Origin of the sequence: Tritonibacter sp. AK171 (assembly GCF_030127025.1) — a bacterium.
In the GTDB taxonomy this organism is placed as follows: Bacteria; Pseudomonadota; Alphaproteobacteria; order Rhodobacterales; family Rhodobacteraceae; genus Epibacterium; species Epibacterium mobile.
Genome location: NZ_CP126134.1, coordinates 201,212 through 216,837, shown reverse-complemented (window position 1 = coordinate 216,837; position 15,626 = coordinate 201,212). Strand labels below are relative to the sequence as shown.

Annotated in this window: 21 protein-coding genes; 5 read left to right on the top strand and 16 right to left on the bottom strand. The window is 56.6% G+C overall.

The features are described 5' to 3' along the window. Nucleotides 1-9 precede the first annotated feature (9 nt). Nucleotides 10-720 (bottom strand): substrate-binding periplasmic protein, encoded by a 711-nt coding sequence (locus tag QNI81_RS01015; RefSeq protein WP_065323005.1) that lies wholly within the window; start codon nt 718-720, stop codon nt 10-12. A 69-nt stretch (nt 721-789) separates the two neighbouring features. Continuing rightward, entirely contained in the window at nt 790-1,044 is a 255-nt protein-coding gene (locus QNI81_RS01010) for a hypothetical protein (protein ID WP_009176451.1), read from the bottom strand. Between the two features lie 274 nt (nt 1,045-1,318). On the opposite strand from QNI81_RS01010, the gene QNI81_RS01005 reads away from it, so the two are divergent. Further along, entirely contained in the window at nt 1,319-1,969 is a 651-nt protein-coding gene (locus QNI81_RS01005) for a glutathione S-transferase family protein (RefSeq protein ID WP_283967075.1), read from the top strand. Between the two features lie 88 nt (nt 1,970-2,057). Here the strand turns inward: QNI81_RS01005 and rplP are convergent, their stop codons facing one another. From rplP to rplB, 5 genes are read right to left on the bottom strand one after another with little or no spacing between them, the layout of a single operon-like run. Next, nucleotides 2,058-2,471, bottom strand: a complete 414-nt coding sequence (gene rplP, locus QNI81_RS01000) for a 50S ribosomal protein L16 (protein ID WP_005621901.1) — start codon at nt 2,469-2,471, stop codon at nt 2,058-2,060. A gap of 12 nt (nt 2,472-2,483) precedes the next feature. Further along, nucleotides 2,484-3,203, bottom strand: coding sequence for a 30S ribosomal protein S3 (gene rpsC, locus QNI81_RS00995; RefSeq protein ID WP_005621904.1), 720 nt, complete (start codon nt 3,201-3,203; stop codon nt 2,484-2,486). Beyond that, nucleotides 3,203-3,583, bottom strand: a complete 381-nt coding sequence (gene rplV / locus QNI81_RS00990) for a 50S ribosomal protein L22 (RefSeq protein WP_005621907.1) — start codon at nt 3,581-3,583, stop codon at nt 3,203-3,205. Before rplV ends, rpsC begins: the two co-directional genes overlap by 1 nt. A gap of 3 nt (nt 3,584-3,586) precedes the next feature. Further along, entirely contained in the window at nt 3,587-3,865 is a 279-nt protein-coding gene (gene rpsS / locus QNI81_RS00985; protein ID WP_005621910.1) for a 30S ribosomal protein S19, read from the bottom strand. Nucleotides 3,866-3,868: 3 nt separating this feature from the next. After that, nucleotides 3,869-4,711: a 50S ribosomal protein L2 gene (rplB, locus tag QNI81_RS00980; protein WP_008207548.1), complete on the bottom strand. Its 843-nt coding sequence runs from the start codon at nt 4,709-4,711 to the stop codon at nt 3,869-3,871. A gap of 309 nt (nt 4,712-5,020) precedes the next feature. On the opposite strand from rplB, the gene QNI81_RS00975 reads away from it, so the two are divergent. Continuing rightward, nucleotides 5,021-5,632: a hypothetical protein gene (locus QNI81_RS00975; protein ID WP_283967074.1), complete on the top strand. Its 612-nt coding sequence runs from the start codon at nt 5,021-5,023 to the stop codon at nt 5,630-5,632. Next, nucleotides 5,598-5,837, top strand: coding sequence for an abortive infection family protein (locus tag QNI81_RS14750; protein ID WP_502999756.1), 240 nt, complete (start codon nt 5,598-5,600; stop codon nt 5,835-5,837). Before QNI81_RS00975 ends, QNI81_RS14750 begins: the two co-directional genes overlap by 35 nt. Nucleotides 5,838-6,022: 185 nt before the next feature. Here QNI81_RS14750 and QNI81_RS00970 read toward each other — a convergent pair whose 3' ends face one another. The 6 genes from QNI81_RS00970 to QNI81_RS00945 all read right to left on the bottom strand — a co-directional run bounded on the left by QNI81_RS00970 (nt 6,023) and on the right by QNI81_RS00945 (nt 9,618). Next, nucleotides 6,023-6,319, bottom strand: a complete 297-nt coding sequence (locus tag QNI81_RS00970) for a 50S ribosomal protein L23 (protein ID WP_005621923.1) — start codon at nt 6,317-6,319, stop codon at nt 6,023-6,025. Then, complete coding sequence (gene rplD / locus QNI81_RS00965; RefSeq protein WP_005621925.1) at nt 6,316-6,933, bottom strand: 50S ribosomal protein L4; 618 nt, start codon at nt 6,931-6,933, stop codon at nt 6,316-6,318. Before rplD ends, QNI81_RS00970 begins: the two co-directional genes overlap by 4 nt. Further along, nucleotides 6,930-7,649, bottom strand: a complete 720-nt coding sequence (gene rplC / locus QNI81_RS00960; protein ID WP_009176269.1) for a 50S ribosomal protein L3 — start codon at nt 7,647-7,649, stop codon at nt 6,930-6,932. Before rplC ends, rplD begins: the two co-directional genes overlap by 4 nt. Nucleotides 7,650-7,667: 18 nt before the next feature. Further along, nucleotides 7,668-7,982 (bottom strand): 30S ribosomal protein S10, encoded by a 315-nt coding sequence (gene rpsJ, locus QNI81_RS00955; RefSeq protein WP_005621947.1) that lies wholly within the window; start codon nt 7,980-7,982, stop codon nt 7,668-7,670. Between the two features lie 170 nt (nt 7,983-8,152). Next, nucleotides 8,153-8,761, bottom strand: coding sequence for a hypothetical protein (locus QNI81_RS00950; protein ID WP_283967073.1), 609 nt, complete (start codon nt 8,759-8,761; stop codon nt 8,153-8,155). A gap of 368 nt (nt 8,762-9,129) precedes the next feature. Then, the gene (locus QNI81_RS00945; protein WP_283967072.1) at nt 9,130-9,618 is read right to left on the bottom strand and encodes an NYN domain-containing protein; all 489 of its coding nucleotides are present in this window, start codon (nt 9,616-9,618) and stop codon (nt 9,130-9,132) included. Nucleotides 9,619-9,831: 213 nt separating this feature from the next. Between QNI81_RS00945 and QNI81_RS00940 the strand changes: the two genes are divergently transcribed. Both QNI81_RS00940 and QNI81_RS00935 read left to right on the top strand, forming a co-directional pair. After that, nucleotides 9,832-10,671, top strand: a complete 840-nt coding sequence (locus tag QNI81_RS00940) for a phytanoyl-CoA dioxygenase (RefSeq protein ID WP_283967071.1) — start codon at nt 9,832-9,834, stop codon at nt 10,669-10,671. Between the two features lie 4 nt (nt 10,672-10,675). Next, nucleotides 10,676-11,590 carry an aldo/keto reductase gene (locus tag QNI81_RS00935; RefSeq protein WP_283967070.1) on the top strand — a complete coding sequence of 305 codons (915 nt, stop codon included), beginning with the start codon at nt 10,676-10,678 and terminating at the stop codon, nt 11,588-11,590. Between the two features lie 168 nt (nt 11,591-11,758). On the opposite strand, the gene tuf is transcribed toward QNI81_RS00935, so the two are convergent. The 3 genes from tuf to rpsG all read right to left on the bottom strand — a co-directional run bounded on the left by tuf (nt 11,759) and on the right by rpsG (nt 15,609). Continuing rightward, nucleotides 11,759-12,934 carry an elongation factor Tu gene (gene tuf, locus QNI81_RS00930; RefSeq protein WP_074712646.1) on the bottom strand — a complete coding sequence of 392 codons (1,176 nt, stop codon included), beginning with the start codon at nt 12,932-12,934 and terminating at the stop codon, nt 11,759-11,761. Between the two features lie 62 nt (nt 12,935-12,996). After that, nucleotides 12,997-15,117, bottom strand: a complete 2,121-nt coding sequence (gene fusA / locus QNI81_RS00925; RefSeq protein WP_065323907.1) for an elongation factor G — start codon at nt 15,115-15,117, stop codon at nt 12,997-12,999. Between the two features lie 21 nt (nt 15,118-15,138). Continuing rightward, a complete protein-coding gene (gene rpsG / locus QNI81_RS00920; RefSeq protein ID WP_005621089.1) occupies nt 15,139-15,609 on the bottom strand; it encodes a 30S ribosomal protein S7 in 471 nt (156 codons plus the stop codon). Between the last annotated feature and the right edge of the window lie 17 nt (nt 15,610-15,626).

Below are 15,626 nucleotides of genomic sequence, written 5' to 3'. Positions count from 1 at the left end.
GGTGACCGGTTATTCGTATTTCGCCATGATTTCGGCCTGCGTGCCGTCGTCAATCATGCTCTGCAGCGCCTCTTGCATGCGTGCGACAAGGGCCTGATCAGTCTTGTGGCTACAGGCCACCGACATGGTGGTTGTTGAAATCACCAGCGCCTCTTCGATCTCGGCCCCATCGGCAAGTGCTGCCTCCAAGAACGAACCAGAGGTCGCCATCAGATCAATACGGCCCTGAAGCAGTTTTTTGAGCGTCGCAGATTGCGAGGGTGCGAGATCGATCGCCTCAAACCCTGCCTCCTCCAGCACTCCAACCGTGTAGTCCCCGGTCTGGGTGCCGGTTCGATATCCGCGCGCATCGTCGATTGAAGCCGGTGCGATATCGCTGCCCGCCTTGCGCACCAGAATGGTGCTGTCGCTCGCCAGAGGTTCAACCCACTGAAAGTTCGGGTCACGCTCTTCGGTGTGCGTGGTGCTGAACACGCAAGTATTGGGGCGGCGTTCCGCCTGCCCGATGGCGCGTGACCATTGCGTCAGTTCCGCCTCATAGGTGATCCCGGCACGGTTCATCATTTCAAAGACCTGATCCGCCCCAAGGCCGACGATTTCGCCGTCGCGCTCAAAATTCATGGGCGCATAGTCCTCGGTCAACAACATGACATCTGCGGCCTGCGCAGCCCCTCCAAGACCAAGGGCAACGGCGGTGGCGACACTGGTTACGAACTTCATGAGGAAGCTCCCTTTTGTTGGTTTCTATTCCGAGCCGGAGTTTATGTGCAGAATCTGAATGAATGGTTCTCAGCGGTCAGCTCTGGGCGGATCATCAAAAACATAGGCGCAGCCCTCGATCACCATGCCCCGATCCGATGCCATTGGATTCCCCACCAAGAACCAGCGCCAGCCTCCGCCGCCTGAAATCCCGCGGGAATAGGTGCAGCCATTGGCCAACGTCCAATAGGTGGCATCCTGATACCGATAGGGCGCCTGAGATATCCGGGTGACCTGCGACGGGTCGGAGCTGTCGATAGACAGAGGCTCTTGTGTGCAGGACATCGCAACACTCAGGCATAGGGCCAAACTGCAAAGCAAAACGCGTCGTATGGGTATCATGATGCAGCCTCGTTCGGTCAAAACGCGTGTCACCCACGCAGCACCGACCATAGGAACAATTAGTGAACAATTGACCAATTCAGCATGAGACCAGCGTGAATTCACCCACCCGAGCCGATGCTAACCGCCGCCATCGCCCCCCAGAACAAGGTGATTTTCTTTGGCGGTGCAGCGCCTTAGCATCGGCGCATATCAAACACGCAGAAAGGTCATCGCAATGCTGGAAATTTGGGGGCGCAGATCATCATCAAATGTTCAGGCCTTGATGTGGTGCGTTGAAGAGCTGAACCTTGAGGCGGTGCGCCATGATGCGGGTTTTATCTATGGGGTGACCGACACGGATAGCTTTGCGAAGATGAACCCAAACCGAACGGTTCCCGTCCTAAAAGATAACGGTGGGGAAGCCTTATGGGAGACGGGCGCAATTCTGCGCTATCTGGCAGATCGCTACGGGCCCTCCTCCTTCTGGCCCAAAGCCCCCGCAGAGCGCGCGCAGGTGGATAAATGGGCAGAATGGGCCAAGCTCAATGTCGCGCTGCAGTTTACGGGGCCGGTCTTTTGGCGGGTTGTCCGCACGCCGGAAGCCGACAAAGACCCGGAGGCCATCGCCTCTGCCCTTCACGCTCTTCACGCAAATTTATTGATCGCCGAGGAGCACCTGCAGCACAACACCTGGCTTTCTGGCGATAGTTTCACCTTGGCAGACATTCAGATGGGGCATGTGCTCTATCGATATTTTGACATCAATATCGCGCGCCCGAAGCTGCCGAATTTGCGGCGGTATTATGAGCGCCTGATGGAACGACCTGCGTATCTGGCGCATGTGGCAATCAGCTATGATGAACTGCGCGGCGCTCTGCCGGGTTGAACCGCCCGTCCGCAGGGCCACCGTATCAAACGAAAAGCCCCCCGCCAGTTGCCTGACGGGGGGCTTAATCAGTTACGGAAAACCGGGATTACCAGTCTTCACGCACCACGATGCGGGTCTGAACCGGCAGCTTCATGGCTGCGAGGCGCAGAGCTTCGCGGGCGATGTCTTCATTGACGCCGTCAATTTCAAACATCACGCGGCCCGGCTTCACTTTGCACGCCCAGAAGTCCACGGAGCCTTTACCTTTACCCATACGCACTTCGACGGGCTTGGAGGTCACCGGGGTGTCCGGGAAGATACGGATCCAGACACGACCTTGACGTTTCATGTGACGGGTCATTGCACGACGTGCAGCTTCGATCTGACGGGCGGTTACACGCTCGGGTGTCACTGCCTTCAGGCCGTAGGTGCCGAAGTTCAGGTCGGAACCGCCTTTTGCGAGGCCTTTGATCCGGCCTTTGTGCATCTTGCGGAATTTAGTACGCTTTGGCTGAAGCATGTCGCGTTCTCCTTAGCGATCGCCACGACGGTTGCCGCCTGCACCGCGAGGTGCCGGACCGTCCTGGAGTTCCTGAGCCTTGCGATCACGCGCCTGAGGATCATGCTCCATGATCTCACCTTTGAAGATCCAGACCTTGATACCAATGATACCATAGGGGGTGGATGCTTCAGAGTGTGCGTAATCGATGTCTGCGCGCAGGGTGTGCAACGGCACACGACCTTCACGGTACCATTCGGTACGTGCGATTTCTGCACCGCCCAGACGACCAGCGACGTTCACCCGGATACCCAGGGCGCCCATGCGCATAGCGTTCTGCACGGCCCGCTTCATCGCGCGACGGAAGGACACACGGCGCTCCAGCTGCTGAGCGATGGACTCGCCAACGAGCTGTGCGTCGAGTTCCGGCTTGCGAACCTCAACAATGTTCAAGTGCAGCTCGGAATCGGTCATGGAAGCGATCTTCTTGCGAAGAACTTCGATGTCCGCGCCTTTTTTGCCGATGATCACGCCCGGACGCGCGGTGTGAATGGTCACACGGCACTTCTTGTGGGGGCGCTCGATGATCACGCGGGCAACACCGGCCTGCTTGCACTCTTCCTTGATGAACTCACGGATCTTGATGTCCTCGAGGAGGAGATCACCGTAGTCCTTGGTGTCAGCGTACCAGCGGCTGTCCCAGGTGCGGTTGATCTGCAGGCGCATGCCAACCGGATTGACTTTATGTCCCATTAGGCTTGCTCCTCAACTTGACGCACCTTGATGGTGATCTCAGCGAACGGCTTCAGGATCTTGCCGAAGCGACCACGAGCCCGCGGGCGACCGCGCTTCATGGTCAGGTTCTTGCCGACCCATGCCTCGGCGACGATCAGTTCATCGACGTCAAGGTTGTGGTTGTTTTCGGCGTTCGCGATGGCGGACTGAAGGCATTTCTTCACGTCCTGCGCGATCCGCTTGTTGGAGAAAGTGAGGTCGGTCAGAGCCTTGTCCACTTTCTTGCCACGGATCATCTGAGCCACCAGGTTCAGTTTCTGCGGGCTGGTGCGAAGCATGCGGATTTTCGCCATTGCTTCGTTGTCTGCCACGCGGCGGGGGTTTTTATCCTTGCCCATGACTTACTTCCGCTTCGCTTTTTTGTCAGCGGCGTGACCATAATAGGTGCGGGTCGGGGAATACTCACCGAACTTCTGACCAATCATGTCTTCCGAGACGTTGACAGGAATGTGCTTCTGGCCGTTGTACACACCAAAGGTCAGACCCACGAACTGGGGCAGAATGGTGGAACGACGGGACCAGATCTTGATCACTTCATTGCGGCCGGACTCGCGCGCTGCTTCGGCTTTTTTCAGCACGTAAGCATCGACGAAGGGGCCTTTCCATACAGAGCGAGTCATAGATTAGCGCCCTTTCTTCTTAGCGTGACGCGAGCGGATGATCAGCTTCTGCGACGCCTTGTTGGTGTTGCGGGTGCGCTTACCCTTGGTCGGCTTACCCCATGGGGTCACCGGGTGACGACCACCGGAGGTCCGACCTTCACCACCACCATGGGGGTGGTCGATCGGGTTCATAACCACACCACGGACGCTCGGACGCTTGCCCTTGTGGCGCATACGACCGGCTTTACCGTAGTTCTGGTTGGAGTTGTCGGGGTTGGACACGGCACCGACGGTGGCCATGCATTCCTGACGGACCAAGCGCAACTCGCCCGAGGACAGGCGGATCTGAGCGTAGCCACCATCACGACCAACGAACTGAGCGTAAGTACCGGCTGCACGGGCGATCTGGCCGCCTTTGCCGGGCTTCATTTCGATGTTGTGAACGATGGTACCGATCGGCATGCCCGAGAACGGCATTGCGTTGCCCGGCTTGATGTCTGCCTTTGCGGAGGCGATGACCTTGTCACCAACTGCCAGACGCTGCGGCGCGAGGATATAAGCCTGCTCGCCGTCTTCGTACTTCACCAGTGCGATGAAGGCAGTGCGGTTGGGGTCATATTCAATGCGCTCGACGGTCGCGGCGACATCAAATTTATTCCGTTTGAAGTCAACGATCCGGTAAAGACGCTTTGCGCCACCACCACGGCGGCGAGAAGTGATCCGTCCGGTGTTGTTCCGGCCGCCCGATTTGGTCAAACCCTCAGTGAGAGACTTGACCGGACGCCCTTTCCAAAGCTCCGAACGGTCGATCAGAACCAGCCCACGCTGGCCCGGCGTCGTCGGTTTATACGACTTAAGTGCCATGCTTTCTGTCTTCCGTTTAGCGTGCCGAGCCTTAGGTTATTATCTTTGGCCCAGCTATGTTAAAGCCCCCTGCCTTGGCGCATCCGCGCCGGGTTCAGGTGACCGATGAAGGGCCCCGAAGGTCCCTGGGTCGAATGTCCCGACAAAGATAACGGCCCCGGAACGAATCCGAGGCCTGTCAGGATTGGTGCGATGTAGCAGAGGTTGGGAGAGGTGGCAATGGGGAAGCGGCAGCAGGGAAGTACTTGCCTTCTACGAAAGGGTGTTTTCTGTTTTGGAAAGGTTGTTAACGCACTTGGGAAGCTATTTATGGAACGAATTCCAACAAAAGTGATCGGTAATCTAAGTTCTATTCTGCCTGATTGGTACTCTCATGCAGGAATAGATGCTCTTTTTCTATATGCCGGGGCACCAGAAGAGGTGCCTGATTTGAGTAAACCTAAGAAAGTTGAGACTTGGCTGCGATCCACAAACAAATTCGTAGACGAGCCCTTGTCGGTACTGGAGGTAATTCTAGACGACTTCTTCGAAAAGCCACTTGAACAGTTTTCGGCGTGGATGCCAGAGGCAGGTGAGCGGCAGGAGAAACTCGATGCCGACAAACGAAAGCTCGACCGCACCTTGGCAAGCGGGGGGCTAGTGTTTTCCAGTGGAAAGCTTCGGCCGACCCGAGGAAGTAGTAGTACCCTGTCACTCGAAGAAGAAGTTAGGCGACATGGCCTCTCATCCGTCGACAAAGAAATCAAACGAGCCCTAGAGCAGGTGGAAAAAGATCCACACGCCGCCGCGCACTATGCAGGCAACGTTCTGGAAGCCGCTTTCAAGGCATATTTGGATAAGAAAGCCATCAAGTACTCTCTCTCATACTCTGTCAGAGCTATGGAAAATGGTGGCCAAAGATATTGGTCTCAAACCCGGTGAATTAGAAGACAAGGACTTACGAAAGATCGCGTCAGGCATGCATAGTGTCGTGGATGGCATAATGTATCTTCGCAACAAAAAGAGTGGTGCCCACGGAAAATCCGAAAGTGAAGCCCGTACCTACAAGATTGCGCCACGCCATGCGCGCCTCGCAATAAATGCAGCACATACCATCGCTGCATACGTACTCGAAGTTGCCGACTGATCAAAACCAAGCAATGCTATCAACCTTCACTGATAACGCGGCCGCAGGCCGGGCAGCGCCCGACCCTCCCCACGGGAGGGCGCTTCACGCCCACCCAGGGTCAGGCGCTACCCTTCGTGGTATCCACCAACAGAGAAAGGCCCCCGCTTTCGCAGGGGCCTTTCCAATTCTCAGACAAGCAGATCTCAGAGTCCGGTGGACACGTCGATGGTGTTGCCTTCTTCCAGGGTGACGTAGGCTTTTTTCACGTCTTTCCGCTTGCCCAGCTGGCCGCGGAAGCGCTTGACCTTACCCTTGGTGACGGTGGTGTTGACCGCTTTGACCTTCACACCAAAGAGAGCTTCGACAGCTTCTTTGATCTGCGGCTTGTTGGAGTCGATTGCCACCTCGAACACCACTGCGCCGTGCTCGGACGCCATGGTGGATTTCTCGGTGATGATCGGCTTGCGGATCACGTCGTAGTGTTCTGCCTTCGCGCTCATTTCAGGCGAGCCTCCAGTGCTTCGACAGCCGACTTCGTGAGCACGAGGGTGTCACGCTTCAGGATGTCATAGACGTTTGCGCCCATCGACGGCAGGATATCCAGACCTTCGATGTTCTTGGCGGCACGAGCGAAGCCTTCGTTGACGGCAGCACCGTCGATGACCAGAGCGCGTTTCCAGCCCAGGTTTGCAACCTGTTTGGCCAGAGCAGCGGTCTTGCCTTCGGCTTCTGCGTTCTCGATCACGACCAGTTCACCCGCTTTTGCTTTGGCGGACAGCGCGTGGCGCAGACCCAGCTTGCGGAATTTCTTGGTCAGATCGTGGCCGTGGCTACGCGGGGTCGGACCCTTGTAGATACCACCTTTGCGGAAGATCGGCGCGTTACGGTCGCCGTGGCGTGCGCCACCGGTGCCTTTTTGGCGGTAGATCTTCTTGGTGGAGTAGGAGGTCTCGGAGCGGGTCTTCACCTTATGGGTGCCGGCCTGCGCGTTGTTGCGCTGCCAACGGACCATACGGTGCAGGATGTCCGCACGCGGCTCCAGGCCGAACAGGTCTTCGGACAGTTCGATGTCGCCCGCTTTGCCGCCGTCCAGTTTGATCACGTCAAGTTTCATGCTTCACCCCCTTCCGCGGGTGCTTCAGCCGCAGCTTCAGCAGCAGTCTTCAGAGCCGCCGGGAACGGCAGACCTTCGGGTGCTTTCTTCTTCACGGCGTCTTTGACGGTGACCCAGCCGGATTTCGGACCAGGAACAGCGCCTTTGATGAAGACCAGACCACGATCGGCGTCGGTTTTGACAACCTCGAGGTTCTGGGTGGTCACGCGTGCAGCGCCCATGTGACCGGCCATCTTCTTACCTTTGAAGACTTTGCCCGGATCCTGACACTGACCGGTGGAACCGTGGGAACGGTGAGAGATCGACACGCCGTGAGAGGCACGCAGACCGCCGAAGTTCCAGCGCTTCATTGCACCGGCGAAACCTTTACCAATGGAGGTACCGGTGACGTCGACTTTTTGACCAGTCAGGAAGTGCTCGGCGGAGATTTCCGCGCCGACTTCGATCAGGCCATCCGCGGGAACGCGGAATTCAACCAGCTTACGCTTGGGCTCAACTTTGGAGGCCGCGAAGTGACCGCGCATAGCCTTGGAGACGCGCTTTACTTTTGCGGAACCAGCACCGAGCTGAACGGCGGTGTAGCCGTCTTTGTCTTCGGTACGCTGAGCGACAACCTGCAGGCCATCAAGGGAAAGAACGGTCACAGGGATCTGCTTGCCGTCTTCCATGAACAAGCGGGTCATGCCCACTTTTTTTGCGATAATACCAGAGCGCATATGAATTACCCTCCGATCTTATGACTGCAGCTTGATTTCGACGTCAACGCCAGCAGCCAGGTCGAGCTTCATCAGCGCGTCCACGGTCTGAGGAGTCGGGTCGACGATGTCGAGAAGACGCTTGTGCGTACGGATCTCGAACTGATCGCGGGATTTCTTGTCCACGTGGGGACCACGCAGAACAGTGAATTTCTCGATCTTGTTCGGCAGCGGGATCGGGCCGCGCACTTGGGCGCCGGTCCGCTTGGCAGTGTTGACGATCTCTTGTGTGGACGCATCCAGCACACGATAGTCAAATGCCTTCAGCCGGATACGGATGTTTTGGCTTTGCATCGTATAGCCTTTTAGTCAGGCGTTGAGGTTGAGAGGAAGGTCCCGTGCTCGTCACGCACCCTCATCGAACCCAAAAGGCGGGAATCACCCCGCCCATTTCCCGCAGTGCGGGATGGGGCCTGTTACACCTGTTGCGACAGTGTGGCAAGGGGGAGGAGAGGCTTTATGGATCATCGCAAACTCTCCCGCTCAGAACGGATCAAAACAAAACCCAGAAACACCATACCAACGCTAAAGCCCAAGAATACAATTTCGCCGATCCAAAGCCACACCACGGCTCGCCCACGCCTGTCAGTGAACACCTCCGCATAGTAAATTTTTCCCTGCAAATCGTGCCCCTTGCGCCGAAGGTCGTTCTTGATGCGACGGGCGTCAATATCCCCGTAGTCCGCAAAGCCGTGGATACGAACATATGCGGGCAATTCCCGCTTCCCGTGCATGAGAGTGCTGAGATACGATCCGATGTTATGGTTTCGTTGAATTGCGATCAGATGCGGGCCCTCCTTGCTAAGGGGGAACGCGCTAAAAACAGCGTATGACCTCGTTCCCTTATCAACGTCGTAAGAACCCGCCAAGCCAGCGAACCAACCACTGACATCAAACTCGTTGAAAGCGCCAACAAAATAGCCGGGATGTAGAAAACGAAGCTGGACAGCTCTCGGTCGCTCGCTATTGCCCTTGATTGCTTTCTCGACGTTATCTTGGAGAGACAGCAGCGCAACCAGCGTTAAACCAACCCCCATGAGCATGAGACCCGCGCCAAATACCAGCTGCGCCATTCTCTTCAGGAATGAGAATGGCATCTTAATCAAATCAGAAACCCAGACATTCAATACTCAACTTTCGACAACGTCCACTGCTTCTCTGAGCAGAACTTTGTAAGTACATCTCCGGTGGATGCGAACGGTAAATAACATAGCCTACTGTTCTCGGCTTGGAAAAGCTCACCGCCTCTAGCCCAAGCCCTGTTACGCGCCTGCTTACCTCTTCCGGCGCGCGAGGTTGCGCGTTGCAACCCAAATGGGCGCTGTTTGAGCGTCCTCAAACCTCTATCTGACGCGCCAACTCTTGCACGTCCCGCACACATCACGGGGCGGGCCGCCCTCATAGGTCGCGCCCCCCCCCCGCCCTTGCCCAATCAGCGCTGCTAAGAGACCTTTTCCTTTGGCAGATCGAGCCAGATCTTGTCACGGCGATAGCCACCACGCACCACCCTGCCCGCGGCAGTCTCCTTCGCAAACTCCTGCTCCCAGTCGCGAAACCGGTCACGGGAAATCACGATCCCGCCGCTATCGCGCGCCAGCTTTAGGATATGCGGATCAGCAGGTTCGCCCTTGTGCACCACATGAGACTGCGAAGACCGAAGGCCAAGCCTTTTGGCAAAGCTCGGCCCGTTCAAGTAGCGCCCGGCCACCAGATAGCCTGCGTTCGCGTCGAAGACTACGCAAGGGCGGTAGCCGGCTGTCTCCAACGCTTCGATCGCATCTATAACAGGCTCCAGCGATAGAGCCTCACCCTTCCAGTAGAGCAGGTTCGATCCATCAATAATGGCAAGCCTTGTGGCCTGCCTCCCACGGCGACGCAGGAGAAAAACCAGAAGGCCAACTAAAAATGCAAAAAAGAGAAATTCAACCATAGGCGGATTTGCTCTGAAACCACCTTGCAAATCAAGGCGCAAATTCGTCGCCCGCTGACTTTAGCCGCACGACACTTTGAGCCCCGCACGCACTGATCCACCTCTCACCCCAATTGCCGCATTCAATAGAGTTTTTCACTCGCTTTAAACGAATTGCACATATCACACCGACAGACTTCGAAACGGGTCAGATCAACTACGGGGCGACCGATCATGCAAACTCAGTATATCATTAACGGCACAGAAATCGCAGTTCAGCTCGCAGCTGAGGACGCTTACAGTGTGGGCTCAGACGAGGTGTTGTCCACCAAGTTCGACGATATCACCAAACACACCGACTGGTATGACGCTGGCTATACGACACTAAAGGCTGATGATTTTTATGATCCGGCCACGATCTACAGCGAAACCACAGCGGCAATTGTCAAGATCATCACTGAGTTACGCCCAGAAATTGACCTCAGTGGTTTTACACTAGAGCGGTATCACGCTTACGTCGACGATGCGCTCCATGGCGAGGTGATCAAACGTAGCCGACGCCTGTTTCCCGCCGACCTCGGCTTTGATAGCGCCAAGATACTTAAAAATTTTAGCACCTACCTCGGGGTTGATCTGAGCTTTACCAATCCGCAAACGAATACGGATGTTTGGATGATCGCGCGCATCAACAAGCCCAAAAGTCACAACTACAATACGGTTCACAAAGACATCTACGAAGCCTTCGACCAACACGGTTCCGTGCCCAAGATGGTCAATATCTGGATCCCTGTATGTGGCGTGAACGATTGTAGTGGGCTACCGATGGCCCCTGGAAGCCACCTTCTGCCAGAGAGCAAAATCACCCGCACCAAAGCAGGTAGCACGATGAATGCTCAGCGCTACAGTGTTGCAAGTATTCGCGATTGGGGCGGAAACTCCAATCTGGTGCGAGAAAACCCGAAATCTGATGAATTCCTGATTTTCTCCTCCCATCTGATTCATGGCCTCGCCCTGAACAACAACGAAGACGAAACGCGCGTCTCCTTCGAATTCAGACTATACGAAAAGCTCTGACAACGTGCGCTATGGCAAGATCGGATTTGGCTGCTGGCAACTGGGTGGGGAACAGACCATTAACGGGATGCAAAATGGTTGGCGCGTGGGTCCTGAGGCGCAACGCATCAAGCTCATCGAAGACGCAATCACGAGCGGGATTGATGTATTTGACACAGCGCAAGCCTATGGCGACGGAATAAGTGAAACCTTGCTCGGAACAGCCGTAAGCCGTTCCGGGCAGAGAAACGATCTGCTGATTGTCACAAAACTCTCGCACCTCAACACATTAGCACCGGACGAGATCAACTGGTCGACGTTCCTCTCCTGTCTTGATGATAGCCGCAGGCGGCTCCAGATGGATGTGATCGATGTGGTGTTGCTACACGGCCCCTCACTAGAAATGCTCTCTGATCAGATTCAGACACTTTTTGAGAGGGCGCGAGAGGAGGGATACATCAATTCCTATGGTGTCAGCCCCCGCGGCTGGGAGGATTTGCAACATGCGACTGACATCGGGTTTGGAACCTATCTGCAATGGAACTATTCGGCGCTGGAGCGCAGATGCGATGAACAGTTTTTATCGAAACTGCGTCGGCGCGGGCAGAACTTCATTGGTCGCTCCACCCTGTTTCGCGGCCTGATAACTGAAACGTTCTTTCGCGACGGTCCCGCCTGCCCCTTTTATGACGCAAGAGACCAGCTTCCTCAGGTGCTTCTGACGGAAATCCACGAGAAAATCTCTGCCTTGCGTCCCGTTGCACAGGCTCTTGATCTTACACTCAGCGAGCTTGCAATTGGGGCCACACTGTTAAATGAGCTGTCGCTGTGCAGCCTTGTTGGCATCAGCAAGCCAGAGCACCTGACCTCTATCATCAAAGTCAGAGACCTACCGCAAACAAAACTCGACGAGATCAAATCTGCTCTTGAGGCCCTATAGATGTACCGCAGCGCTAAGGTAGAGCGCTGCCCTATCTCCTAGGGCGAATGCTTCATCTTTTCCCAAATACCTCGGAGCGCGAGGCGGCGCCTCGCAACAAAAAAGGGCCTCCCGCTGGGAGGCCCTTTCTATTGTCACTCGCCGTTTAAATCAGGCGAGGCTCTTCGCTTACGCGAGGATCTTGGACACAACGCCCGCGCCAACGGTGCGGCCGCCTTCGCGGATTGCAAAACGCAGACCGTCTTCCATCGCGATCGGGGCGATCAGTTCAACTTCGAACTTCAGGTTGTCGCCCGGCATCACCATCTCGGTGCCGGCAGGCAGAGTCACGGTGCCGGTCACGTCGGTGGTGCGGAAGTAGAACTGCGGACGGTAGTTCGCAAAGAACGGCGTGTGACGGCCACCTTCTTCTTTGGTCAGAATGTAGGCTTCTGCCTCGAATTTGGTGTGCGGGGTCACGGAGCCCGGCTTACACAGAACCTGACCACGCTCAACCGCTTCACGGTCGATACCACGCAGCAGCGCGCCGATGTTGTCGCCTGCTTCACCACGGTCCAGCAGTTTGCGGAACATTTCCACACCGGTACAGGTGGTGGTGGTGGTGTCTTTGATGCCAACGATTTCGATGTTGTCGCCAACATTGATCACGCCACGCTCAACACGACCGGTCACAACGGTACCACGGCCAGAGATCGAGAACACGTCTTCGATCGGCATCAGGAAGGGCTGGTCAACAGCGCGCTCAGGGGTCGGGATGTACTCATCCACAGCCGCCATCAGCTCTTTGATCTTCTCTTCACCGATGTTGGCGTCACGGCCTTCCATCGCCGCCAGAGCGGAACCTGCGATGATCGGGATATCGTCGCCGGGGAAGTCATAGGAAGACAGCAGTTCGCGGATTTCCATTTCGACGAGCTCGAGGAGCTCTTCGTCGTCGACCTGGTCCACTTTGTTCATGAACACGACCAGCGCGGGAACGCCAACCTGACGCGCCAGCAGGATGTGCTCGCGGGTCTGGGGCATCGGGCCGTCTGCTGCGTTCACAACCAGGATCGCGCCGTCCATCTGCGCCGCACCGGTGATCATGTTTTTCACATAGTCAGCGTGGCCGGGGCAGTCGACGTGTGCGTAGTGACGCGCGTCGGTTTCATATTCCACGTGGGCGGTGGAGATGGTGATACCGCGTGCTTTTTCTTCCGGTGCGCCGTCGATCTGGTCGTATGCGCGGAAGTCGCCGAAGTATTTGGTGATTGCTGCGGTCAGCGTGGTTTTACCGTGGTCAACGTGGCCAACGGTGCCGATGTTGACGTGCGGTTTATTACGTTCAAACTTTTCCTTAGCCATGATGGCCTCCTTTTAGCTTTGGGAGGGAGCGCCGGCCGCGGCACTCCCCCAAATCGTCACGCTTACGCGTATTTCGCCTGGATCTCGTCAGAGATGTTCTGCGGGACCGGATCGTAATGCGAGAACTGCATCGTGAACTGCGCGCGGCCCGAAGACATGGAGCGCAGGGTGTTGATGTAGCCAAACATGTTCGCGAGCGGCACGTTTGCGTCGATCGCAATTGCGTTGCCGCGAGGCTCCTGACCGGACACCTGACCGCGACGGGAGGTCAGATCGCCGATGATACCGCCAGTGTATTCTTCCGGGGTGATCACTTCGACTTTCATGATCGGCTCGAGCAGTTTCGCGCCAGCTTTGCGCATGCCTTCACGCATACACATACGGGCTGCGATCTCAAACGCCAGAACGCTGGAGTCAACGTCGTGGAATTTACCGTCGATCAGGGCAACCTTGAAGTCGATCACAGGGAAGCCAGCAAGCGGGCCGCTGTCCATGACCGAGTTGATGCCTTTTTCAACACCGGGGATGTATTCCTTGGGAACCGAACCGCCAACGATGCGGGACTCGAAGGAATAGCCTTCACCAGCTTCTGTCGGCGAGATGATCATCTTCACCTCAGCGAACTGACCCGAACCACCCGACTGTTTCTTGTGGGTGTAGGTGTGCTCGACCTCGTGACCAATGGTCTCGCGGTAGGCAACCTGCGGGGCACCGATGTTGGCTTCGACTTTGAACTCGCGCTTCAGACGGTCCACCAGGATGTCCAGGTGAAGTTCGCCCATGCCCTTCATGATGGTCTGACCGGACTCGAGGTCGGTTTCGACGCGGAAGGACGGGTCTTCGGCAGCAAGACGTGCCAGACCTTGGGACATTTTCTCCTGGTCGCCCTTGGTTTTGGGCTCCACGGCGATCTCGATAACCGGATCCGGGAAGGTCATGGTTTCCAGAACCACCGGCTCCTTGGCGTCGCAGAGGGTGTCACCGGTGGTGGTGTCCTTAAGACCCGCCAGCGCGATGATGTCGCCTGCAAACGCTTCTTCGATCTCCTCGCGGTTGTTGGAGTGCATCATCATCATACGACCGATGCGCTCTTTCTTACCTTTGGTGGAGTTCAGGATGGAGTCGCCCTTGTTCAGCACGCCGGAGTAGATCCGGGTGAAGGTCAGGGAGCCAACGAAGGGGTCGTTCATGATTTTGAACGCAAGACCGGAGAAGGCCATGCTGTCGTCGGCACGACGCGGGATGTTACGAACTTCTTCTTCGTCGCCCGGCTTAAAGCCCATGTAATCAACAACGTCGAGCGGGCTCGGCAGGTAGTCGATCACAGCGTTAAGCAGCGGCTGAACACCTTTGTTCTTGAACGCGGAACCGCCCAGAACCGGAACGAAGGAGAGCGACAGCGTACCTTTACGCAGCAGGCTGCGCAGGGTCGCGACGTCGGGCTCTGCGCCGTCCATCAGGTAGTTTTCCATCGCGTCGTCGTCCATTTCGACGGCCGCTTCGATCATCTTGCCGCGCCATTCGTCAGCCATGTCTTTCAGGCTGTCGCGAATGTCGACCTGAATCCAGGACGCGCCGAGGTCTTCACCCTGCCACAGCCACTCTTTCATGGTGACCAGGTCGATGAGGCCTTCGAGCTCGTTCTCGGCGCCGATCGGAATACCAACCGGAACCGCGCGGGCGCCGGTGCGGTCTTCGATCATGCGAACGCAGTTGAAGAAGTCCGCGCCGATCTTGTCCATCTTGTTGACGAACACCATCCGCGGAACCTTGTAGCGGTCAGCCTGACGCCACACGGTTTCGGTTTGGGGCTCAACACCAGCGTTGGCGTCGAGAACACAGACTGCACCGTCGAGAACCGCCAGCGAGCGCTCAACTTCGATGGTGAAGTCAACGTGGCCGGGGGTGTCGATGATGTTCAGACGGTGCTTCGGAGTGTCAGCGGTTTCGCCGTCTTCGGTGCGTTCCCAGAAGGTGGTGGTCGCAGCCGAAGTAATGGTGATGCCGCGTTCCTGCTCCTGCTCCATCCAGTCCATGGTGGCTGCACCGTCGTGCACCTCACCGATGTTGTGGGATTTGCCGGTGTAGAACAGGATGCGCTCGGAGCAGGTGGTTTTACCTGCATCGATGTGCGCCATGATACCGAAGTTACGGTAGCGGTCTAGCGGATAGTCGCGTGCCATATTGGATCAGCCTCTGAAGAGTTACCAGCGATAGTGCGAGAAGGCTTTGTTTGCCTCTGCCATCTTGTGAGTGTCTTCGCGCTTCTTAACGGCAGTACCCCGGCTTTGTACAGCATCGAGGAGTTCACCGGCGAGGCGTTCTTCCATTGTGTTCTCGTTGCGGCCGCGCGCAGCGGTGATCAGCCAGCGGATTGCCAGCGCTTCACGACGCTCGGGGCGCACTTCGACGGGAACCTGGTAGGTTGCACCACCCACACGACGCGAACGGACCTCAACGGAGGGTTTCACGTTGTCGAGAGCTTCGTGGAACACTTCCACGGGCGCGCGCTTGATTTTCGATTCAACGCGATCAAAGGCGTTGTAAACGATGCGCTCTGCGACCGATTTTTTACCATCGATCATCAGGTTGTTCATGAATTTGGTGAGAACGCGGTCGCCGAACTTGGCGTCGGGCAGAACTTCGCGTTTTTCAGCAGCGTGACGACGGGACATCTATGCTTATCCTTCTT

Excerpts from the sequence above, each read along its gene's own strand:
- rplP (WP_005621901.1), bottom strand. The coding sequence starts at position 2,471 with ATGCTTCAGCCAAAGCGTACTAAATTCCGCAAGATGCACAAAGGCCGG.
- tuf (WP_074712646.1), bottom strand. The coding sequence starts at position 12,934 with ATGGCTAAGGAAAAGTTTGAACGTAATAAACCGCACGTCAACATCGGC.
- rpsC (WP_005621904.1), bottom strand. The coding sequence starts at position 3,203 with ATGGGACATAAAGTCAATCCGGTTGGCATGCGCCTGCAGATCAACCGC.
- rplB (WP_008207548.1), bottom strand. The coding sequence starts at position 4,711 with ATGGCACTTAAGTCGTATAAACCGACGACGCCGGGCCAGCGTGGGCTG.
- QNI81_RS00975 (WP_283967074.1), top strand. The coding sequence starts at position 5,021 with ATGGAACGAATTCCAACAAAAGTGATCGGTAATCTAAGTTCTATTCTG.
- rpsJ (WP_005621947.1), bottom strand. The coding sequence starts at position 7,982 with ATGCAAAGCCAAAACATCCGTATCCGGCTGAAGGCATTTGACTATCGT.
- rpsG (WP_005621089.1), bottom strand. The coding sequence starts at position 15,609 with ATGTCCCGTCGTCACGCTGCTGAAAAACGCGAAGTTCTGCCCGACGCC.
- rpsS (WP_005621910.1), bottom strand. The coding sequence starts at position 3,865 with ATGACTCGCTCTGTATGGAAAGGCCCCTTCGTCGATGCTTACGTGCTG.
- QNI81_RS00945 (WP_283967072.1), bottom strand. The coding sequence starts at position 9,618 with ATGGTTGAATTTCTCTTTTTTGCATTTTTAGTTGGCCTTCTGGTTTTT.
- QNI81_RS01015 (WP_065323005.1), bottom strand. The coding sequence starts at position 720 with ATGAAGTTCGTAACCAGTGTCGCCACCGCCGTTGCCCTTGGTCTTGGA.
- rplD (WP_005621925.1), bottom strand. The coding sequence starts at position 6,933 with ATGAAACTTGACGTGATCAAACTGGACGGCGGCAAAGCGGGCGACATC.
- rplV (WP_005621907.1), bottom strand. The coding sequence starts at position 3,583 with ATGGGCAAGGATAAAAACCCCCGCCGCGTGGCAGACAACGAAGCAATG.
- QNI81_RS01005 (WP_283967075.1), top strand. The coding sequence starts at position 1,319 with ATGCTGGAAATTTGGGGGCGCAGATCATCATCAAATGTTCAGGCCTTG.
- QNI81_RS14750 (WP_502999756.1), top strand. The coding sequence starts at position 5,598 with ATGGTGGCCAAAGATATTGGTCTCAAACCCGGTGAATTAGAAGACAAG.
- QNI81_RS00970 (WP_005621923.1), bottom strand. The coding sequence starts at position 6,319 with ATGAGCGCGAAGGCAGAACACTACGACGTGATCCGCAAGCCGATCATC.
- QNI81_RS00940 (WP_283967071.1), top strand. The coding sequence starts at position 9,832 with ATGCAAACTCAGTATATCATTAACGGCACAGAAATCGCAGTTCAGCTC.
- fusA (WP_065323907.1), bottom strand. The coding sequence starts at position 15,117 with ATGGCACGCGACTATCCGCTAGACCGCTACCGTAACTTCGGTATCATG.
- QNI81_RS00950 (WP_283967073.1), bottom strand. The coding sequence starts at position 8,761 with ATGGCGCAGCTGGTATTTGGCGCGGGTCTCATGCTCATGGGGGTTGGT.
- QNI81_RS01010 (WP_009176451.1), bottom strand. The coding sequence starts at position 1,044 with ATGTCCTGCACACAAGAGCCTCTGTCTATCGACAGCTCCGACCCGTCG.
- rplC (WP_009176269.1), bottom strand. The coding sequence starts at position 7,649 with ATGCGCTCTGGTATTATCGCAAAAAAAGTGGGCATGACCCGCTTGTTC.